The organism is Paenibacillus sp. OV219 (genome assembly GCF_900110075.1).
In the GTDB taxonomy this organism is placed as follows: Bacteria; Bacillota; Bacilli; order Paenibacillales; family Paenibacillaceae; genus Paenibacillus_Z.
Genome location: NZ_FOCJ01000001.1, coordinates 1,236,492 through 1,255,869 on the forward strand (window position 1 = coordinate 1,236,492; position 19,378 = coordinate 1,255,869).

Annotated in this window: 20 protein-coding genes; 14 read left to right on the forward strand and 6 right to left on the reverse strand. The window is 45.3% G+C overall.

The window, feature by feature from the left end:
- The first annotated feature begins 146 nt into the window (after nucleotides 1-146).
- Nucleotides 147-509: a hypothetical protein gene (locus BMY11_RS05520; protein ID WP_090573420.1), complete on the forward strand. Its 363-nt coding sequence runs from the start codon at nucleotides 147-149 to the stop codon at nucleotides 507-509.
- A gap of 31 nt (nucleotides 510-540) precedes the next feature.
- Nucleotides 541-903, forward strand: coding sequence for a hypothetical protein (locus tag BMY11_RS05525; protein ID WP_090573421.1), 363 nt, complete (start codon nucleotides 541-543; stop codon nucleotides 901-903).
- 503 nt (nucleotides 904-1,406) lie between these two features.
- Here BMY11_RS05525 and BMY11_RS05530 read toward each other — a convergent pair.
- Nucleotides 1,407-1,916: a C40 family peptidase gene (locus tag BMY11_RS05530; RefSeq protein ID WP_090573422.1), complete on the reverse strand. Its 510-nt coding sequence runs from the start codon at nucleotides 1,914-1,916 to the stop codon at nucleotides 1,407-1,409.
- A gap of 628 nt (nucleotides 1,917-2,544) precedes the next feature.
- Between BMY11_RS05530 and BMY11_RS05535 the strand changes: the two genes are divergently transcribed.
- From BMY11_RS05535 to BMY11_RS05545, 3 genes are all read left to right on the forward strand, one after another.
- Complete coding sequence (locus tag BMY11_RS05535; RefSeq protein WP_090573423.1) at nucleotides 2,545-4,146, forward strand: COG4705 family protein; 1,602 nt, start codon at nucleotides 2,545-2,547, stop codon at nucleotides 4,144-4,146.
- A 110-nt stretch (nucleotides 4,147-4,256) separates the two neighbouring features.
- Nucleotides 4,257-5,444 (forward strand): glycosyltransferase, encoded by a 1,188-nt coding sequence (locus BMY11_RS05540; RefSeq protein WP_143069208.1) that lies wholly within the window; start codon nucleotides 4,257-4,259, stop codon nucleotides 5,442-5,444.
- Nucleotides 5,445-6,771: 1,327 nt separating this feature from the next.
- Entirely contained in the window at nucleotides 6,772-7,104 is a 333-nt protein-coding gene (locus BMY11_RS05545; RefSeq protein WP_090573425.1) for a GNAT family N-acetyltransferase, read from the forward strand.
- 166 nt (nucleotides 7,105-7,270) lie between these two features.
- Here BMY11_RS05545 and xerS read toward each other — a convergent pair whose 3' ends face one another.
- Nucleotides 7,271-8,353 carry a tyrosine recombinase XerS gene (gene xerS / locus BMY11_RS05550; RefSeq protein ID WP_090573426.1) on the reverse strand — a complete coding sequence of 361 codons (1,083 nt, stop codon included), beginning with the start codon at nucleotides 8,351-8,353 and terminating at the stop codon, nucleotides 7,271-7,273.
- Between the two features lie 175 nt (nucleotides 8,354-8,528).
- Between xerS and BMY11_RS05555 the strand changes: the two genes are divergently transcribed.
- A complete protein-coding gene (locus BMY11_RS05555; RefSeq protein ID WP_090573427.1) occupies nucleotides 8,529-10,010 on the forward strand; it encodes an RCC1 domain-containing protein in 1,482 nt (493 codons plus the stop codon).
- 141 nt (nucleotides 10,011-10,151) lie between these two features.
- Here the strand turns inward: BMY11_RS05555 and BMY11_RS05560 are convergent, their stop codons facing one another.
- Nucleotides 10,152-10,562 (reverse strand): hypothetical protein, encoded by a 411-nt coding sequence (locus tag BMY11_RS05560; protein WP_090573428.1) that lies wholly within the window; start codon nucleotides 10,560-10,562, stop codon nucleotides 10,152-10,154.
- Between the two features lie 148 nt (nucleotides 10,563-10,710).
- On the opposite strand from BMY11_RS05560, the gene BMY11_RS05565 reads away from it, so the two are divergent.
- The 6 genes from BMY11_RS05565 (at nucleotide 10,711) to BMY11_RS05590 (ending at nucleotide 15,798) form a co-directional block, all read left to right on the forward strand.
- Complete coding sequence (locus BMY11_RS05565; RefSeq protein WP_090573429.1) at nucleotides 10,711-11,073, forward strand: GntR family transcriptional regulator; 363 nt, start codon at nucleotides 10,711-10,713, stop codon at nucleotides 11,071-11,073.
- 5 nt (nucleotides 11,074-11,078) lie between these two features.
- Nucleotides 11,079-11,975 carry an ABC transporter ATP-binding protein gene (locus tag BMY11_RS05570; protein ID WP_090573430.1) on the forward strand — a complete coding sequence of 299 codons (897 nt, stop codon included), beginning with the start codon at nucleotides 11,079-11,081 and terminating at the stop codon, nucleotides 11,973-11,975.
- Nucleotides 11,975-12,664 (forward strand): hypothetical protein, encoded by a 690-nt coding sequence (locus BMY11_RS05575; protein WP_090573431.1) that lies wholly within the window; start codon nucleotides 11,975-11,977, stop codon nucleotides 12,662-12,664. The genes BMY11_RS05570 and BMY11_RS05575 overlap by 1 nt, the downstream gene beginning before the upstream one ends.
- Before the next feature lie 135 nt (nucleotides 12,665-12,799).
- On the forward strand, nucleotides 12,800-13,453 hold the full coding sequence (locus tag BMY11_RS05580) for a cell wall hydrolase (protein ID WP_090573432.1): 654 nt from the start codon (nucleotides 12,800-12,802) through the stop codon (nucleotides 13,451-13,453).
- Nucleotides 13,454-13,711: 258 nt separating this feature from the next.
- Nucleotides 13,712-15,118: an immunoglobulin-like domain-containing protein gene (locus BMY11_RS05585; protein WP_090573433.1), complete on the forward strand. Its 1,407-nt coding sequence runs from the start codon at nucleotides 13,712-13,714 to the stop codon at nucleotides 15,116-15,118.
- A gap of 116 nt (nucleotides 15,119-15,234) precedes the next feature.
- A complete protein-coding gene (locus tag BMY11_RS05590; protein WP_090573434.1) occupies nucleotides 15,235-15,798 on the forward strand; it encodes an NUDIX domain-containing protein in 564 nt (187 codons plus the stop codon).
- Nucleotides 15,799-15,896: 98 nt separating this feature from the next.
- On the opposite strand, the gene BMY11_RS05595 is transcribed toward BMY11_RS05590, so the two are convergent.
- Nucleotides 15,897-16,382 carry a C40 family peptidase gene (locus BMY11_RS05595; protein WP_090573435.1) on the reverse strand — a complete coding sequence of 162 codons (486 nt, stop codon included), beginning with the start codon at nucleotides 16,380-16,382 and terminating at the stop codon, nucleotides 15,897-15,899.
- Between the two features lie 263 nt (nucleotides 16,383-16,645).
- Here BMY11_RS05595 and msrA point away from each other — a divergent pair, with 263 nt between their 5' ends.
- Nucleotides 16,646-17,638, forward strand: coding sequence for a peptide-methionine (S)-S-oxide reductase MsrA (gene msrA, locus BMY11_RS05600; protein ID WP_090573436.1), 993 nt, complete (start codon nucleotides 16,646-16,648; stop codon nucleotides 17,636-17,638).
- 116 nt (nucleotides 17,639-17,754) lie between these two features.
- Here msrA and BMY11_RS05605 read toward each other — a convergent pair whose 3' ends face one another.
- Entirely contained in the window at nucleotides 17,755-18,174 is a 420-nt protein-coding gene (locus BMY11_RS05605) for a hypothetical protein (protein WP_090573437.1), read from the reverse strand.
- Between the two features lie 337 nt (nucleotides 18,175-18,511).
- Entirely contained in the window at nucleotides 18,512-18,811 is a 300-nt protein-coding gene (locus BMY11_RS28425) for a hypothetical protein (protein WP_143069211.1), read from the reverse strand.
- A gap of 11 nt (nucleotides 18,812-18,822) precedes the next feature.
- On the opposite strand from BMY11_RS28425, the gene BMY11_RS05610 reads away from it, so the two are divergent.
- Entirely contained in the window at nucleotides 18,823-19,215 is a 393-nt protein-coding gene (locus BMY11_RS05610; RefSeq protein WP_090573438.1) for an AraC family ligand binding domain-containing protein, read from the forward strand.
- Nucleotides 19,216-19,378 lie beyond the last annotated feature (163 nt).

Below are 19,378 nucleotides of genomic sequence, written 5' to 3' on the forward strand. Positions count from 1 at the left end.
GGCAGATTAACGCAGTGAACTTTTTCTATAAGCATCAAAATAATGTGGGATTAACCTATCTCTTGATTAGATAACCCACACTCCGTTGGACAAGTTAGAATACGCTATCACAAAAATAATGAGGTGAGTAAGGAGGAAAATACCATTTGGCTAATACAACCGGAGTTATCCAGAATAATGTCCCAAATCCAGCAGCTATGGTAACCGTCATATTGAGCAATGATGATGTTAGTACTACAGGAATTGTTGAACTAGAGTTATTTGTTAGCTTTGGAGGTGCACTAACACCAATTGTACATGAACTTTTTTCAATTTCTCCACTTATTACCATGATAAGGACATATAGTGTTGCAGGAGGCGCTTCTTTTGAAGTTCAATATAATGTCTCGAACACTCCTGACGTAATAATAAATGTGTTCTCGACAGATTCAGGTGGTAATCTTATTGGAGCCCAACGAGTCCTGAGCATTGAAACCCAAGAGATTTCACAGTTAAAGCCTGTTCCTTAAATAAATTTTATAAATGCAAAGGAGGAGAAATATGCCGAGAACAACAGGCCCTATTCTTAATGATGGCAAGGCTACCGCATTGATTTTTGATATAAACAACGATAGTTTGACACAATCCGTTATTTTTGAACTTGAAGTGTTTATTATTACTGGAAGTGGGATTGCAAAGACACCTATAGCACATGAGCTTTTTTCGATACCACCTCTTGCTAATATAATTAAGACCTATAGTATAGCTGGGACTAAAGCTTATGAGTTTCAAGCCGATGGAATTTCAGGTGTTGATTTTACAGCTAATATCTTTTCGACAGATGCTAGTGGAAACCTTATTTCAGCTCAAAGAGTTTTAGGTTCAGAAACAGTAAAAATTACCACATTAACACCTGTTCCTTAACTGTGGAAAATACAAACATGTTATAGATGAGCTGATTGAATGGAGGGTAGGGAACGTCTAGCATCTATTAATTGTGTCATAAATAGATATCTCCTTTTTCGTGACATACATTAATTAATGAGTACATGCAGGAATCGGCTTGTCCCTGTGATGACTTCATCGTATAAACAATGAAATTTAATGAGAAAAAAACGATGAGGGTTCTCGATCTAACGGAGAACGTTACTTCAACAATAAAGGAGCAGTTAAAACCCATTGGGGGACGAAATGGAGAATGGCAGAGAGTGAAATTGAACCACTCCATCCATAACTGAAGGAATTGGAAAGGAGAGTTTCCTCCAATAATCGGGCATTATGGACTGGAAGAAGTAGTTTAGAATGATGACAAGTGGGCTCAGTTTCTCAAACAAGTAGATGAAAAAACACCTCAAATGAAAAGTTCGGTCGTCTGATTTCAGACGACCGTTTCTTTTTATTGAGAAATATGGTGGAATGCTTGTCCGCTACACAAGGTGACGTCCCATAATGAATCGGTTGTTGAAATAACCGCTCGTAAGGCTCTTGATGTTCACACCAACTCCAGGTTGATTATTAATAAATAGACCATTTCCGATATAGATGCCGACGTGCTGAATTTTGCCCGGAGTACCAATGCTGAACATGACCAGATCGCCTACGCGCAAATCGGATTTCGATTTGACGAGCGTGCCACTTTTTGCTTGTGCTCTAGAACCCCATGGGATGTCAATGCCATTATTCTTAAATACCAATTGGGTGAACGATGAGCAATCGAGAATAAGTTTTTGTAAGTTGCGGGTACCAAAGTGATAACGGACTTTTCCGATATACGATTGAGCATTAGCAACAATATTTTGTTCGGTAGGCGTTACGACGACAGATTGCGTGGATACAGCTTGTGTGGATTTTGAGGTTGCGGCGAACGCCCCGGTTGGCGCTAAGCTAGCACAAACGATAGTTAGAGTAGATACGAAAGCAAGAAACCATTTTTTCATTGTCATGTACTTCCTCTCTTAGTTGAATTATGAGATCGTGCTGATACAGAACCGATTGTAGCACGATTATATTATCCAGATTAACCCAATGAGAAAGGGAAAGCAGTCAGTGTATAGTTATAAACACTTAATGAAAATACGATTAGAAACATCTCATATTTAGCCTGTTGAGTGACAACCGATCGTGAATGCCAATCGATGCAGTACAACTTCGCACACCATGAAATCTTCATGGTTTGGATAGATGACGATCTTTTCATTATAGCAACCGATTTTTTGTTAATAATAAATTAAGTTTTGATTCACAGTAGTTTTAGAATTTCAGGCTAATGTGTGAAGGAGATATTCGTAGCCCCGAAAGGAATTAGATTTCATGAAGAAGGACCCTTGCAACTCGAACTTTACCTCACTTTCGGCAATGGCCATCTCCAAGCATCTACAGCAATCCGTGAGCTCCTCGTAAAAACCGAGAGAAAAACTTCTTAAATTCATTAAGGGGGCATGTACAAACCGTTATATTGCATCAGCCATTCTCATGTTTATCATTGTTATTGGCATCGTGAGACTCATGTTTGGACGAGTTATCATCACAATGAAGTGATGATACCAATAGGAGAGGGGAAGTTACATGTCAGCACATCCCAACAAAATGAAAGTTTTGCTTAGCAAAGTTCCCGAGGTTACGATTTTCTTCTGGATCATTAAGATTCTCTGTACGACTGTCGGCGAAACATTCGCGGATTTTCTGAATTTCAACCTTGGGTTCGGCTTAACGAATACGACGATTATCATGGGAGTCGCGTTTTTCATCGTATTGATCTTTCAGTTCAAAGCAACAAAATATGTACCCGGCATCTATTGGCTAACCGTCGTATTGATCAGCGTTTTTGGAACCCTTGTAACCGATAATTTGACGGATGCGATGGGAGTACCATTGGAGAAAAGCACGATTGTATTCAGCATATTGTTAGGATTGACTTTCCTGGTTTGGTACGCAAGTGAAAAGACGCTTTCCATTCACTCGATCTACACGAGAAAACGCGAAGTTTATTATTGGCTAACCATTCTATTCACATTCGCCCTTGGAACAGCCGTTGGCGATCTGTATTCCGAACAACTCGGACTTGGTTACTTTAACACGGGTATCACGGTTGTTATTATCATCGCGATTATGTATTTTACTTGGAAATGGCTGCGTCTGGATGCGGTATTGGCTTTCTGGGTCGTTTATATTCTGACTCGACCGCTGGGAGCGTCCATAGGTGACTACTTGTCCCAAACCAAAATGAATGGCGGATTAGGCTTAGGTACAACGATAACGAGCATCGTATTTCTAGCAGCGATTTTGGCAGTCATCATTTTCTTGGCTGTTACCAAGATCGATACGGCACCGAAAAGCGATACCGTAGAATCGGGACATGCAAAAGAAAGCAAAAGAAACGTTCTCGTTCAAACTGTTGCCGTACTTTGTGTTTTCTTAGCTATAGGCATCGGTGGATATGTCCAGTTGAGCCATAATATCGTATCGCAAATCGATTCTTCCGGATCGGCCTCATCGTCCAATTCGGCTTCATTAGCCGGACAGCTGCTGGATTTCGTGAATATAGAAAATGATATGTTGAACGCCGTGAACGCGAAGGATTTTGCTGCCGCGAAAAAGGGTGCTGACAATTTAGAGCATCAATGGGACACGGCGGAGCCCAAGCTTAGAAAAATTGACAGCTCCACTTGGACCCAAATCGATGGTACGATCGACGTGGTGTTGGCTGCCGTTCGCAGTGGAAAACCCGATGCGAATCAAAGCAAAAACGCACTTCAAGATTCACTGAAAGTATTGAACGATGCCAACAAAGCAGCGGCTTCACAAGCTCCCGCGTCATCGCAATCCGAGACTCCTCAAGCACCGGCAGCTTCACCGGAAGCGACGACCGATACACCGCAAGCGAAATTGGCCGGACGATTATCGGATTTTATCGATATTGAAAACGAAATGATGAAAGCAGTAAACGCAAAGGAGTTTGCTGCAGCCCAAAAAGACGCTGACAATTTGGAGCACAAGTGGGACATTTCTGAGCCTAAGCTTAGGAAAATCGACGGCTCAACATGGACTAAGATCGATGGTACGATCGACGTTGTATTGGCAACCGTTCGCAAAGGTAAACCAAATGGCAGTCAGTGCATCTCTGCGCTTAATGACTCACTTACTATCATGAGCGGAGCAAATAAATAAAAATAAAAGAACGGTCGTCTGAAGTCAGACGACCGTTCTTTTATTAGAGTCGATGGTCTCGTCCGTTACACAATGTGCCGTCCCAGACGTGATTGCCGGATGGCCAGCGGTTGGAAGAATACTTATTTCTAAGAGCATCATTGCAAGCCCACGACAGCCATAAATGTTTGACATATGATGTACCATCTTGTGTGGCGATTCGGGATGGTGAAGAAGTGAAAATTTTGATGATGGTTAACAGATTAAATATTGGGGGAACGGAGAGACACATTTTATCCATTTCACGAAATCTAATTTCGCGTGGGGTCAGGGTTGGTATTGTAGCTCGTAGTGGTCCGCTTGCCTACTCATTTAAAAGAGCTGGTATTACGAGGCATCTTCTGAAACGAAATCATTTTTCACTTCTATCCGGTATCGCAAAAAGTGGTAAATACAACCTTATTCATGCCCATGATTCCAAATCATTTTATCAGTCGGCAGTTTTATCACGCAAATTAAAAATTCCTTTAGTTGCTACGGTACATGGAAAGTATCATCATCGGGCATCTATGATAAAAGCAGCTCGTACTGCAAAACGAATGATAACGGTCTCTCCAGGGTTAACTAAATGGTTAGTGAACCACAACATCCCAGTGAACAAAATCCGGATGCTACCTAACGGAATCGATTTAAATACATTCAAGCCATCAAGGAAAAAGAATCATTGGAGAAAGGTTCTTCGTTTACCGACTAAAGCTCAAATCATACTGTATGCTGGTAGGTTTTCGAATGATAAATATATCGCCATCCGGAGTTTGGTCTTGGCCGCCCAACGTGTTAGTAAAAGCAACCGTAATTTGATCGTGGTTCTGATTGGTCCAGGATCCCGTCGCTCAGATTTGATCCAACTTGCGGCTAGTGTGAATCGACGGCTTGGTCGTATGGCAATCGTGATCCGACCGCCGATGACCAATATTCAACAAGCTTATTATGCCGCGGACATTGTTGTTGGTACTGGCCGAGTAGCGCTTGAAGCGATGGCATGCGCGAAACCCGTGATTGCAGCAGGGGTAGCAGGGTATTGCGGAATCGTCCGACCAAGAAATATGTCTAAGATGATCCATTGCCACTTTGGCGATCATGGAGCCTTTTCACCAATCACACCTGATAAGTTATCAAGAGATATCCGCATCATGCTGGGCAATATTAAACGAGGTCATTATTGGGGCACTTACGGTGCTAAAACTGTCAAAATGAGATTCTCATTGAATTCAATTGGTATCCGATTGCTACGAATTTATAAGGAAGTCATACTTTAAAAACCAGAGAGCAAACTGAATACGGTACTAATTTGTAAGAGGACATGACCTGACGGAGCTCGGGAAAGACAATGTCTACCCAGAGATGAAGTTCCTGTCTTGGGGCGGCCTAAAGAATTATTCACATGTCTGACGACAAGAACATCTATACAACGGAAGTCGCATAAACTGCGGCTTTTTTATTTACTGTATAGAAAAAAAAAGACGCACTTATTAAAGTGTTAATGTTTAAACATACGATCAGCTTACTTAGTGCAAAGCACAACGTCCGTTAAACGTATAGGTGAAGCGAATCCGTGAGCGAACAATCGCAAAATGTAATTGGGAAGTCATCTTTAGAAGGATAGAACATTCAATTCGTGAAATAGCCAAGACTACTAGAGCATCTCTATATTATTTCGAGAATGGAAAACGATTTCGAGAAGACCCTGATGGTCAAAAATATGTGTTGATAATTGAATCTGATGACACATTATCCGAGTATCTTATGTCTGAAAGTAAGAATGAAAGATATAAGTATGAATTATTCAAAAACAACTCGTAATGCAATCCTATGTAAACATTGTCTAACTGAAATTGAATACCTGCATATGTGGCAAGGTGAGCATTGACGGCGGACGCGATTACTTAAATGAACAGGGAATTTAGAAGATTATTTAGAACTATCAGAATTGATTTCTTCTCATCATAATAGCTCCATGAAGGTTTAGTATGGAGACAAGAGGTGGTTACAGGGTGAATTTTTAAATCACTGAGGAAATGTTTAATAGATTAAATCAATGGGATTCGTGTATTGCAATCGATGTAGCAGGTGCTAAATTGCATACACATTCATTCCTACAAGATTGGGATTAGTTATTAAAGACCATTGTGATGTTTGTAATAGAGAGCTTGATCTTACAGATGATTTTTTACGCTGAAGATGTCGTACAAGAACATCTATACAACGAAGTCGCATAAAATGAAGTGCTGTAAAAAATGGAACTAACGACGGGCGTTAGATGCACCTTGTCGCAGTTTGCCGGCGGCAGCTGCTCCACTTTACGTTACTCTAAAGGACACGATAGTACAAAAAACAGGCTGCCGGTCATCACTTTCGGGTGCCTATTCTGCTAACGGGCAGATAGCTTTATTGGTGCGAGTGCAGGAATCGCATTCTTTATAAAGAAATTGCTAGTGTACATTTTGAATATAAAACAAAATTTAAGAGTTGCTCGCATTGCCCTGAAAGAGGGAATTGAAATAAGAACCATTTCCAATAGTTGTTTTCTTATGGAACGATGTACTTGGCGTTCGTACTGTTACGGATGAGAACTTTCGCATTACGATGGAACAGATGATCAAAGCCGGCATTTACAAAACGTTTGTAGCGTTACATGAGAATCGAGTTGTTGGTTTCATATCTATCGTTCATGCATTAGCTGTAGGGTCTGCGAATGGTTATCTGCATATAACTGGCCTTGCTGTTCATAATGACTTTCAGCGTCTTGGGGTAGGCACTGAACTTCTACGATACACTGAAATTCATGCAAAACACAGCAGAATATCCAGCATTATTTTATGTACAGGAATGAAGCGAACCGGTGCCCATGCTTTCTATGAGAATAATGGCTATGACAAAGATTCATTCTGCTTTGATAAGATTATTAAACTTGACTAATGAAGGACCATTTTGCGTTCAACTACCGGGTAGATATATGGTATTAGAACATTAGCTCGTTACGGATATCGATTAGCCGGTTGAATAATCGCATGTTATCTCTACATACTAAAAACCGCCCTAAATAAGGGCGGTTTTATCAATTAGCCAGTATATAGTATTAGCATTATGCTTCCTTCTGCCGGTCGATCGCCTCGGCCATCGTTTTGTCCGTGAGATGCGCATAAATTTGTGTGGTCTCCGGTGAGGCGTGGCCCAGCTGCTCTTGTGTCTTGTACAGATCATTACGCAAGTAGTAATCGGTTGCGAACGAATGGCGCAGCTTATGTACAGACAAGTATGGCTTGCCGAACCGCTTCGCATACTTGATAACCATCTCTTGTATTGCGCGCTTAGTCATGCGTGCACCTTCCTTCTTGCCATTGGCTATGGCGAGGAAGAGCGCTTTCTCCCGCTTCGGCGCTTTGTACTGCGAATCCCGCTGAGCAAGGTAAAGCTGCAAATCGCGAATTGCTTCTTGGCGGAAGTACACAGGCGTCTTGAACGTATCGTCGTTACTTCCTTTTCGATAGACGTAGAGAAGCTGCTTCTTCATATCGAGATCGTCCATGTTCAGATTGAACAATTCGGATACACGAAGGCCGGAATTGAGAATGAGGCTAACGATCGTCGTGTCTCTCGTCCGGTTGTTCTGATAGGAGTAGAGCGCCTGCTTATTCTCCTTGACCTCTGTACCGTAATCTTCGTTGATATAACGGATAAACTCGTCGATCTCCTGCTCCTGCAGAAGCTTACCCTCCAGCTTAGCGGCAGTATCCTTCGGCTTCCCCGACCGTTTAATGGATACTTTAGCCATGACATTACGCTTCAGAAGCGGGTAGAACTGATCGTCCTCGGCAATTTGGCTCAAGTAATGGAAGAGCGAGCGAAGCGAGGAGAGCTTGCGAGAAATCGTCGTTCTGCTGTTGGACGATTCGGGACGTGTTGCGAGATGCATTTTGAACGAATCAATATTGTCCATATGCAGCTTCTCAAGCTCTTCAAGCGTCACATCTCGAATGGTCGGTCCAGCCGCTATTCCTTCTGCAATAAGCCAACCTAGGAACGCGTCGTAGTCACGCACATATTCGAGCAGCGAGGACGGGGATAGGTCCGGCAGCTTATAGCCGATAAACTTCTCAATATACCAAGGCATCGAAGGTGTTCTGCGGTCGAGCTCCTTTCGGTCCTTCACTTTAATAATATTCAAGCTCGGTCAACCTCCTAACGGCCACGATGTGATTACGTACCGGGATATGCTATGTATATTCTTTATTGTAATCATTATCCGTTGTGCTGCGCAACATTCATCCAGCTGTAAGCGTCAAAGGAGTATGGTATGCTCGCAGACAATTAAATGAATGATAGAAGGAGACTTTTCCAAAATGAGACAGTATCGCAGTCGCTTCGCTCGGAAGCCCATTCTTACACTGATCATGGTATTCATGCTGCTGGCATGTTCACTGCCGAGTCTTGCACTTGCAGAGCAAGCACCAACAACTAAACCTGTTTTCACACAAATTATTGCAGGCACGTACTATTCCACTGCGCTGCGCAGTGATGGAACAGTGTGGGGTTGGGGACGGAACCTATGGTCGGAGCTCGGCATTCAGGAACAAATGGTTTCGACTTCAATTGCTGCGCCCGTTCGGCTTGCAGGATTGACGGACATTGTAGTGATCTCGACAAACAGAAGCGGATACCAGACGGCTGTGAAGAAAGACGGCACGGTCTGGGAGTGGGGAGCTTCGCTTGAAGATGTGAAAAAAGGAATACTCCCTAGGCAGCTTAAGCCATTGACCAGTATGAGCCAAACGATTGCTGGGTCCAAGTTCGGGTTTGGCCTCCGCTCTGACGGTTCGGTCTGGGCATGGCCGCGCAGCAAGGAGCCATCTGCTGGTGGCGCTGCAGTTACGGTGCTGCCTACACAAGTAAGCGGGCTGACAAATGTGAAACAGATCACATCGGTTGATGATACTGTTTATGTGATTAAATCAGACGGCTCGGTCTGGCAGTTTGCGGCAAAGCTGGATTCCGCTACAGCATCCGCATCGACTCCGACTCCGATATCGGCTTCGCAGGTTAGCCTGACATCGCCTGCTCGAATGGTTGGACTGCCGGCGGTGCAGCAGTTTGTTCCGAATTATAACGGCGCATTAGCCCTCGATCTGAAAGGCCAAGCTTGGTTGCTGTCATGGACGCCTGGTGTAAAGCCGAAGCTGTTCCATCCTGAGCTGAAATTGAAGGCGATTAGTACCGGTGCCTACAGCTTGACGCTGCTGTTAACGCAGAGCGGAGAGGTGTACAGCATCAACATGTATAACAGTGCGGACAAAGGGAAGAAGATTCGCCTCTCTTCACCGATACAGGCGATTGCAGCAGGCACTTATCACGGTTTAGCGATGGATAGAGAAGGCCGCGTCTTCGGTTGGGGCGCTGACAATTGGAACGAGACCGGTGGCCCGGCTGTCTCACCGGATCATATGGTGTATGCTCCGATGCAAGTGCGTCGTGATATTACGATGAATGCGAACGGCAAGCCTCTGGCTACAATCTTCCCAGCTATGGCAGGCAGCTCGATCTCTGTACCGCTCAAGGATACTCTTCGCAGCCTCGGCGGCGATTATAAGGTGACGGTCAATAGCAATGCGCAATCCGTCATGGCAATTATCTATAAAGGTAAACAGTACGAAGTGCGATACCAAGACAATCAAGTACTATTGAACGGTGTAGCTACTGGCGTGATAATTCCAGCGAACTTCGGTGCGACCTCCGGCGTCACAATGATTCCATGTGGTGTATTGAAACAGATCGGTATTGGCTGCATATGGAACTCGCTGACGGGTACTCTAAATATTACAGGTTAAAATCAGGCATCGAAGCCGAGCCGCACTCTCCAGGGGGTGCGGCTTTTTTGTTGTAAGCACCATCAGTGCAGCGAATGGCATACGGATCAGTACCCTCAGGCTCCAGGCTCCGAGCTTCCTTGCTTCCCGGCTTCCGGATTCTTATCTGGAGCGGGTGGTGAGCCAACTAAGCAGTGTTTGGTAGATCCATAACAGCAGACCGCTTATGCCGAATAACAACGCGATTGAGGCGGCTACTTGCATGCTGGAAGTGGAGATTAGCAACACAAAGAACGCGAGGGCGCTAGGGATGATGAAGTAACCAACTAGCGCAGCCAATTGCCTTTCAATGCCGGGGAAAGGGATGAATCTCGCTGCGCAAGCGTCTGCGAACAGTGAGAGCGGCAGAATAATTAAGACGGTAACGGTAAGCATCAATAATGAACCAACCGTCAGCTGTCGCTCGAATGAATAGAAGTAATCCAGCTCAGCAATTACCTCATCGTGACCCCATAGTGCAGTTGTGAAGGCCAGTGTCAATGCGGTAAGGAGCGTGGCTATCCATTTGCTCATCCAGGTCAGCTCCTTGAAATGAAGTGTTGAGGTAGTTAAGTTACGCTGGGTATTAACGGAAATTAAATTCGATCTATTGACTTCAATGCTCAGTTACTTATATAGTTAGTTACATGAGTAACTAACCAATGTGGTGGTGCGACAAACAATGGCCAATCAAATCGACGACAGTCGTCCCATTTTCGTGCAAATCGCCGAACGAATTGAGGATGACATTATTGGAGGCGGTCTGCCTGAAGAAACGCAGGTCCCCTCAACAAACCAATTTGCTGCTTTCTACGGTATTAACCCAGCTACGGCAGCCAAAGGCGTTAATATGCTTGTAGATGAGCAAATCCTGTACAAGAAACGAGGAATCGGTATGTTTGTAGCTGCTGGAGCCAAAACAAAGCTGATGGAGAAGCGGAAGGAACAGTTCTATGAGCAATATGTCATAACGATGATTCGAGAAGCCGAGAAGCTCGGCATTACAACAGAACAATTGACCGAAATGATCCATAAGAGAGGGTGAGTGCAATGAGTACGAAAGTCGTAGAAGCCATTCATTTAAGTAAGACGTACGGCAATGTAAAAGCGGTGGACGATGTCAGCCTTACCATTGAAGCGAACAAAATCTATGGTTTGCTTGGCCGCAATGGAGCGGGTAAGACAACGATCATGCATATGATTACCGCTCAACTGTTCCAGACGAGCGGCGAGCTTCGTGTCTTCGGTGAAGCACCATACGAGAATAACCAGGTGTTGCGCCAAATTTGCTTTATTAAAGAAAGTCAGAAGTACCCCGATGCATTCCGCGTGGTTGATGTGCTCGCGACAGCTGCATTATTTTTCCCCAACTGGGATGCTGCCTATGCGCTAGAGCTTCTTGAAGAGTTCCGCGTACCGCTGAAGCGTCGGATGAAGAAGCTGTCGAGAGGGATGCTCTCTTCTGTCGGCATCGTCATGGGGCTTGCAAGTAGGGCACCGCTCACGATTTTCGACGAGCCTTATCTGGGGCTTGATGCGGTAGCGAGAAGCCTGTTCTACGATCGCCTTATGGAGGATTACGCTGAACATCCGCGGACGATCGTTCTGTCAACGCATCTGATCGATGAAGTGAGCCGGCTGCTCGAGCATATCATCGTCATTGATGGCGGGAAGCTGCTTCTGGATGAGGAAGCCGATCTGCTGCGCGGGCGAGCGTATTCGGTAACAGGGCCTGCTGCGAAAGTCGATACATTCGTTACCGGTAAGAAAGTGATTCACGACGAGCTGCTTGGCGGCTTCAAGTCGGCCACGATTTATGAAAGCTTGATTGCTAGCGAGCAGCGGAAGGCAGAGTTGCTAGGGCTTGATTTTGCACCAGTGACGATTCAGCAGCTTATTGTTTATTTAACGAATAACAGCAAATCACGCAAGGAGGGCATCATCTAATGCATCCTGTACAAGGCGTTGTCAAAATGTATTTGAGAGAGAAGATGGGCTGGGTTCTGCTACCGTGGATTATTCTCACCTCTAGCTTCATCATTAATCTATTTATAGCTGCACTTATACCGATGGACGACAAAGTGACGACTGGCGGGCTTGCTTCGATCTTTATCTATATGGGCGTCATTGGCATCATGTCAATGTCCCAGACCTTCCCGTTCGCGCTTGGTCTTAGTGTCCGCCGGAAGGATTTCTTCACTGGCACGATGCTCATGGTTGTTCTGGTTAGCTTCTGTACGTCGATTGTCCTGTATCTGCTCTCGTATATTGAAGGCTTTGGCTTGGTTGGGTGGGGAGTGGAGCTGTATTTCTTCCATTTGCCATACTTAAGCGACGGCAATGCGGCTGAGCAGATCTTCGTATTCTTCTCGATTATGCTGTGTCTGTTTGTTGTCGGCTTCACCATCGGCTGTTTATTCCGTCGATTCGGCAAGACAGGCATGACCGTGCTGACAATCTGTAGTATCGCGTTGCTCACACTGTTCTTCTATGCTGCAAACTATCTGGACTGGTGGATTTCGATTGGACATTACTTTGCTAATCATTCGGCTGTACAGCTAGCGTTCGCTCTGCTTCCAATTACAGTTTGCTTAGGCTTCATTGCCTACTTCTTACTTCGCAGAGCGACGGTGTAGCAAGAGTCTACTTACCTGAATCTGTAAGAATGAGAGATTTTTTAGATGATTAGAAATTCCCCTTAAATCGCATGGCGGGCGTGTGAGATGCTACAATCAGCGTCATACCAAACGTTTGGAGAGGAATGAAGCATCATGTTTAAACAGAGAAGGATAGCGGCACTGGCACTCGTCATGCTTGTATCGGGGGTTCTCGCGGAACAGGTGCCTGTAACAGCAGCAGCTGCACCAGTACTCAAACAAGGCAGTAAGAATAGCGACGTAGCGGACTTGCAATTCCGGCTGCAGACGCTCGGTTACTATAAAGATACAATCACGACCACATACGGCATGACAACGCGTAGTAGCGTCGTGAATTTTCAGAAAGCAAACGGCATTAAGGCGGATGGCATAGCCGGCCCTCAGACGTGGGCGAAGCTGAAGAAGCTCTCTGTCAACAAGCCTGAGCTCTCGAAGCTCGCGCGTATTATCTACTCTGAAGCGCGGGGTGAGGTGTACAAGGGGCAGGTTGCTGTTGGAGCGGTCGTTATGAACCGCCTGCAGTCGCCGCTGTTCCCGAAGACGCTTAGTGACGTGATTTTTGAACCTTACGCGTTCACAGCCGTTGCGGATGGCCAGTACTGGCTCCTCCCGAATAATTCTGCGTTCCTCGCCGCGAAGGATGCGGTTCGTGGATGGGATCCGACGAAGAATGCGGTCTATTATTACAATCCAACGACCGCGAAGTCGAAATGGATCTTGACTCGTAAAGTAACGACGAAGATCGGTAGCCATGTGTTTGCTGTATAGTGTTGATGATCAATGAAATCAGAGAATCGATGAATCCGCCTTCGGGCGGATTTTTTTTCGTTGCAGCCGCAACTTAATAAGCGAGAGACGCGTTTGGAGTGTAAGGAGAACGCGATACCAGGAACTTTGCAGGGGGTCTTACATTTAACACCATTAAAAACATATTTTTCTAAATCACCCCCGAAAAGCTGCATGAGATGACGAAACTTATCTATAGTGGAGCGTTTTCACTAATTTATGGTGTTGGGAGAGAGGCACATGAAGAAGTGGGCAGTCGTCATGCTCGTCCTATCGATGTTTGCATTCACAAGTAGTATAGCTCTTGCACATGGCAATGATCATAAGGATGACTGGAACAAGAGTAAGCTGCAATCCTGTAACGAGGTAGTCGCAAGTCTGAATGTCACGCTAGCAAAGGTGAAGAATGATTGGACTCGCACTGTTCTCAAGCGGATGATCGCGAATTTCAAGGCGGAATGTACACAGGGTAGCAATACTGGCAATCAGAACGACACGAATATCGTGAATGCTGATAAATCGGATCTAGCGCTAACATTCTTAGGCATTGATAATGCGAACTCGGTTACACTGCCGATTATTCTACCACAGACAGGCAAGAACGGCTCTAGTATCAGCTGGGTGTCCAGCAATCCAAACGTTCTCTCGAATGACGGCTTGTCGATTCACCGTTCAACCAACGTCGATATTGCCGTTAATTTAACGGCTGTCATCAAGCGTAACAGCGCATCGGTCAGCAAAACTTTCCGTGTCGTTGTAAAAGCGAATCTGCCGCAAATGACAGACGTAGAGCGCGTACAGAAGGATTCAGCAGCCCTTAAGATTACTTTCGGAGGATCTGACACGATTAACAGCGTGACTCAGCCTTTGATAGAGCTGCCTGCAAAAGGTGTGAACGGATCGACGATCAAATGGACTTCCATGCTCCAATCTGTCATCTCCAATGATGGCAAAACCGTCGTTAGACCCAATAATGGAGCAGGCGATGCTATCGCAGTATTTACAGCAGATATTAAATCCGGCAATTATTCCGAAACGAAAATATTCGTGCTCACTGTAAAAGCAGGCCTTCCGGATGCACAGCGTGTTGCGGCTGACAAGGCAGCGCTGCAAATCACGTTTGGCGGTACCGATACGATTAATCGTGTTACTAGACCTGTCGTACTGCCAAGCGTTGGCGTGAACGGTTCGAAGATTACTTGGACTACGAGCTCGCCTACGATATTGTCGGCAGATGGCAAGACGATTCATCGTCCAGCAGCAGGCGCTTCAGTGAGCTACGTGGCAATGACAGCGATTATATCCAGCGGTTCCTCCACGGATGTGAAAGTATTCGTACTGACGGTCAAACCGCAATTTACGAGCGCTGAGAAAGTTGCTGCGGATAAAGCAGATCTCGCGATCAGCTACAAGGATGGCGATAGCGCCTCAAACGTTACTGGAGCGATTACATTGCCGACAAGCGGTTATTATGGCAGCAAGGTCGTCTGGTACTCTAGCAACCCATCCTTGCTGTCTGACAACGGAACTGTGCTTTATCGTCCAGCGTACGGTCAGAGCGATATTAGCGTGACGTTGACTGCTTTTATCAGCAATGGCGACTCCGGGGATATTAAGACGTTCACTGTGAAAGTAAACCATCTGTAATAAAAGCTTGGTTCATTGGATAGAAGTGGTTGAACTCTGCAAGACTCGGAGCTATTATATACGAGAGCAGTATTCGCATTCTTCTATTCCAATTCGAACCGGGAGACTAATAAGCGATGGAGATTAATTATTGCATGACCTGCGGCACTCCGCTTGCGGTGCGCGACGTAGACGGTACACCCCGCAGTGCGTGTACGGCAGAAGGCTGTAACTTTGTACATTGGGGCAATTATAGTGTCGGTGTCGGCGCTCTAGTTGTTCGGCAGGAGAAGGTGCTTCTCGTTCGCAGAGCGCAGGAGCCAGGCAAAGGCTACTGGACCAATCCAGGCGGCTATATCGAGCAGCATGAACTTATTCATGAGACGATCCGCCGCGAGGTAAAGGAAGAATCCGGCATTGATGCAGAGGTTCGCAGCGTCGTTGCCGTACGAGATCATCCGAGAGGCATTCATAACGTATACATCGCGTTCGCGATGGATTACGTTGGTGGCGAGCCGGTTCCGGATGGCCTCGAGGTTGATGCGGCTGGCTTCTACAGCTTGCAGGAGATGGAAACGATGAATGTCGCCGGATTCACGAAGTGGCTAGTCGACGTTGCATTGCACCGTAGTGGCGAAGGATTGACCGAGGACAAGGATCCGATCGTGAAGTTTGACGGGTACGGATTGTTCCGAGTCTAAGCTAGCAGCTTGCGTAAAAAGCAAAAAGAGCTGGATTGAAATCGGTGCTCCATGCACTCATTTCATCCAGCTCTTCTTTGATTCCTGAAGTGGATTCATTAACTTATAACTCTTCTTGCCGTTACATAAGCGCTCTTCCAATAGCTTGAGTTCAAGTCTGAGATTTCAACGCCTTTGTTCGCGCTGTGCAATATCTTGTTATTGCCTGCGTAAATCGCAACATGGCTAATGCCATACCCGTTTGTCTTGAAGAAGACGAGATCGCCCATGCTCAGGTAGCTTTTTGCCACCTTCTGGCCTTTCAAGGCTTGATCAATGGAAGTACGCGGAAGGTTGATATCAAAGTTATCGTATACATATTGCGTAAAGGATGAGCAATCGAATGAATTCGTCATGTAGGGAACTGCGCCATAAAGATAAGGAGTGCCTATGTATTTCTCACCATACGAAATCAGTTCTTTGGCTTTCTCTGTTGCGGCAGACGCTTGCGTCGCCGTGCTAATTGTTAGTGCTGCAAATCCGATCGTGGCGCAAAGGCTCACACTTAGGACGCTCTTGAGTAAACGTTTGTTTTTCCATTTCATGTTTAATCCCTCCAGCTTCTACAAGGTGCCATTTGTCATTTACCCACTATAACACACGAAAAAGCACCCGCTTTTTCACATTAGGAGTCGAAAGTGGGCATTTACAAGGGTCTGGATTGGTTTATGAGAATTAAGTGAGAAATTTCTCATTAATTTCGTGAGAAAGATGAGAAGACATGAGAAGCCGTACATTTGGAAAGATCGGGCAGCTTGAGTTATGATAGAGTTATGGAAACATTCGACTAAGAAAGGTGATTAGACCTATGCATAAGGATGAGAATCAAGTTGATAATGGGCAAGATAATCGCTTCGAAAAAGCGACTTTCGCAGGTGGATGCTTCTGGTGTATGGTAACTCCTTTCGATGAGCAGCTGGGTATCGAGAGCGTCGTGTCTGGCTACACGGGCGGACATACGGTAAATCCGACATATAAGGAAGTGTGTACAGAGACGACAGGTCATGCGGAAGTGGTGCAAATCACGTTCGATCCTGCTATTTTCCCTTATGAGAAGCTGCTTGAAGTGTACTGGCGCCAAATTGATCCAACAGATACAGGGGGACAGTTCCATGACCGTGGCAGTTCCTATCGGAGCGCAATCTTCTATTATAGCGAGGAACAACGTATTGCGGCTGAGCGTTCCAAAGCAGAATTAGCGGCTAGCGGTCGCTTCGATAAACCAATCGCTACGGAGATCGTGCCGGCAGCGCCGTTCTATCCAGCTGAAGAGTATCATCAAGATTATCATCATAAGAATCCACTTCGTTATCGGATGTATCGCCAGGGCTCTGGCCGGGATGCTTTTATCCAGCAGCACTGGAATACGCAGTCGGATCGTGAAGCAAGACGCAGTCAGTTGACACCGATTCAATATGAAGTAACGCAAAATAGCGGCACCGAGCCGCCATTCGCCAATGAATATTGGGATTTCAATGGGGAAGGGATCTACGTCGATATCGTCTCTGGCGAGCCGCTCTTCAGCTCTGCTGATAAATTCGACTCCCACTGCGGTTGGCCGAGTTTCACGAAGCCGATTGTGAGCTCCAATGTGAAAGAAAAGCAGGATCTGACCCATCGCATGGTCAGGATGGAAGTGCGCAGTGTTTCAGCAGATTCTCACCTTGGCCATGTGTTCGACGACGGTCCAGGACCAACAAAGCTGCGTTATTGTATCAATTCGGCTGCGCTGAGGTTTATTCCGAAGGAAGAGATGGAGAAAGAGGGATACGGGTATTTTTTGAAAGAACTGAAGGGGTAATCACGCGGGGTAATTAATGTAGCTAATTATAGCTGAACAGGGAAAGGGACCATGGAGTGAAATACTCGATGGTCCCTTTCTTGTGATTCATGACTCACAGACCCAACAACTATGTACTACTCTTTATCAATTGTAGTGATCGTGTTTTCCTTGTACTCAAACTTCACTTTCGTTCCTTGTTCCCATTTGGATACCTTGTCGGCAAGCTCGGCGCTGAGCTGATAAGAAAGCGGTCCAACGCCGGTTTCGATCTCAATAGTCTTGTCCGCATTAATTCCGTTGAATACGCCAGACATAACGACAGGAGCATCTTCTTGCGACACCGCTTCGTCTGTCGACGAACCAGTGTTCGCAGCAGCCGAATCCGAGGAGGAGTTATCAGCTGCAGCATTGTTAGCAGCAGCATTAGAATTCGAAGCTTTTGCCGAAGTGTTATCAGCGGCATTGTTGTTGCTGTTACCGCATGCCGTTCCCAGAATCGTCAAGGAGAGAACGACTACAATGATGGACAGTTTTTTTACAAGATTGTTTTTCATGTTTTTCACCTCCAGACGGTTAAACGTGCATGAGGCTGGAAAAGTTCCGCTGATAATTGTTAAGAATATGTAAATCGAGCTGGTGAACGCAACTTTGCAGATAGTGATAAAGCGATGAAGTGATCTTTATAGATGGAATGGTATATTCATGAAAATCAATGAAAAGATTAGATGGATAATTCAGGATGCAATTGGTTAACATAATATTAGTTATGTGGACTAATTAGAAACAGCTTGTGATTGGAATCAGTTTCAATACAAAATCAGTAATGATTTAATCGGATTGAAACCACAACTGAAATTGAAACAAAACCGAAATTGAATCAAACTTTTAGGTTCAAAGATTTAAAACAAAAACGGAAAGTCCAATTTCAGAAAAAACAAAGAAGTAAAATGAAGAAGAAACAGAAGAACTTTGAAGAAACGAACGGCGCAGCAAAGCCACGGGAATTCCCGTGGCCATTTGTTGTATCTGCGTTACTTTTTCACAAAACCCGTATTTTATACAGATGTCTTTCTTCCTCTGCCATGAATTGACGAAATTGCCATGGAAGTGGATAATATTGCTCAAAATTACATGAGGAGCTTCCGCATGATTAATGAGTATATCGCCCAGTTCAACACGCGGTTCGGACACCGCCGTTCAGTATCCATTTTCATCTGCATCAAGGCTGCGAAATCTTCTTTCTGATCCGGGGCGATGTGAACTACTTCGTCGATAAAGCCGTCTATCCGCTTCAGCTGGGCGATCTGATCATTACGAACGAGCATGAAATCCATAAGCCCGCCCTCACGACAGATGCGCTTTATGAGCGGGTGACCATTGAATTCAACCCTGCGCTTATCGCCTTATTTCAAACGAAGCAGCTGCAGCTGCTTCATTGCTTCTATAACCGCCCGATCGGCGAGCATAACAAAATCACGTTGAACGAGCAGGAGAAATTGCGGCTTACCGAGCTGTTTGCCAAGTATAACGATTGCGTGAAGAATCCCTCCCACGAAGCTCGGGCTGCCTGCCTTCTCGCTATGAGCTTTTTTTAAACCGAAACGTGCAAGCGATTATGCATATAAGTTCTTGTCCTCTTACAGACGACAAGAACTTACTTGATCCCATAAATAAAAAATCCGCGATTTTCACCCGACAACCACTTCAATCGCATATTATTTTCTTATTCTGTTCGGATCTACATAGCCCATTTTATAG

What these genes read in the sequence shown, in the direction of transcription:
- BMY11_RS05535 (WP_090573423.1), top strand. Translation starts at nt 2,545, where the DNA reads ATGTCAGCACATCCCAACAAAATGAAAGTTTTGCTTAGCAAAGTTCCC.
- BMY11_RS05590 (WP_090573434.1), top strand. Translation starts at nt 15,235, where the DNA reads ATGGAGATTAATTATTGCATGACCTGCGGCACTCCGCTTGCGGTGCGC.
- BMY11_RS05560 (WP_090573428.1), bottom strand. Translation starts at nt 10,562, where the DNA reads ATGAGCAAATGGATAGCCACGCTCCTTACCGCATTGACACTGGCCTTC.
- BMY11_RS05585 (WP_090573433.1), top strand. Translation starts at nt 13,712, where the DNA reads ATGAAGAAGTGGGCAGTCGTCATGCTCGTCCTATCGATGTTTGCATTC.
- BMY11_RS05595 (WP_090573435.1), bottom strand. Translation starts at nt 16,382, where the DNA reads ATGAAATGGAAAAACAAACGTTTACTCAAGAGCGTCCTAAGTGTGAGC.
- BMY11_RS05555 (WP_090573427.1), top strand. Translation starts at nt 8,529, where the DNA reads ATGAGACAGTATCGCAGTCGCTTCGCTCGGAAGCCCATTCTTACACTG.
- BMY11_RS05605 (WP_090573437.1), bottom strand. Translation starts at nt 18,174, where the DNA reads ATGAAAAACAATCTTGTAAAAAAACTGTCCATCATTGTAGTCGTTCTC.
- BMY11_RS05545 (WP_090573425.1), top strand. Translation starts at nt 6,772, where the DNA reads ATGGAACAGATGATCAAAGCCGGCATTTACAAAACGTTTGTAGCGTTA.
- BMY11_RS05525 (WP_090573421.1), top strand. Translation starts at nt 541, where the DNA reads ATGCCGAGAACAACAGGCCCTATTCTTAATGATGGCAAGGCTACCGCA.
- BMY11_RS05580 (WP_090573432.1), top strand. Translation starts at nt 12,800, where the DNA reads ATGTTTAAACAGAGAAGGATAGCGGCACTGGCACTCGTCATGCTTGTA.
- BMY11_RS05565 (WP_090573429.1), top strand. Translation starts at nt 10,711, where the DNA reads ATGGCCAATCAAATCGACGACAGTCGTCCCATTTTCGTGCAAATCGCC.
- BMY11_RS05575 (WP_090573431.1), top strand. Translation starts at nt 11,975, where the DNA reads ATGCATCCTGTACAAGGCGTTGTCAAAATGTATTTGAGAGAGAAGATG.
- BMY11_RS05570 (WP_090573430.1), top strand. Translation starts at nt 11,079, where the DNA reads ATGAGTACGAAAGTCGTAGAAGCCATTCATTTAAGTAAGACGTACGGC.
- BMY11_RS05530 (WP_090573422.1), bottom strand. Translation starts at nt 1,916, where the DNA reads ATGAAAAAATGGTTTCTTGCTTTCGTATCTACTCTAACTATCGTTTGT.
- msrA (WP_090573436.1), top strand. Translation starts at nt 16,646, where the DNA reads ATGCATAAGGATGAGAATCAAGTTGATAATGGGCAAGATAATCGCTTC.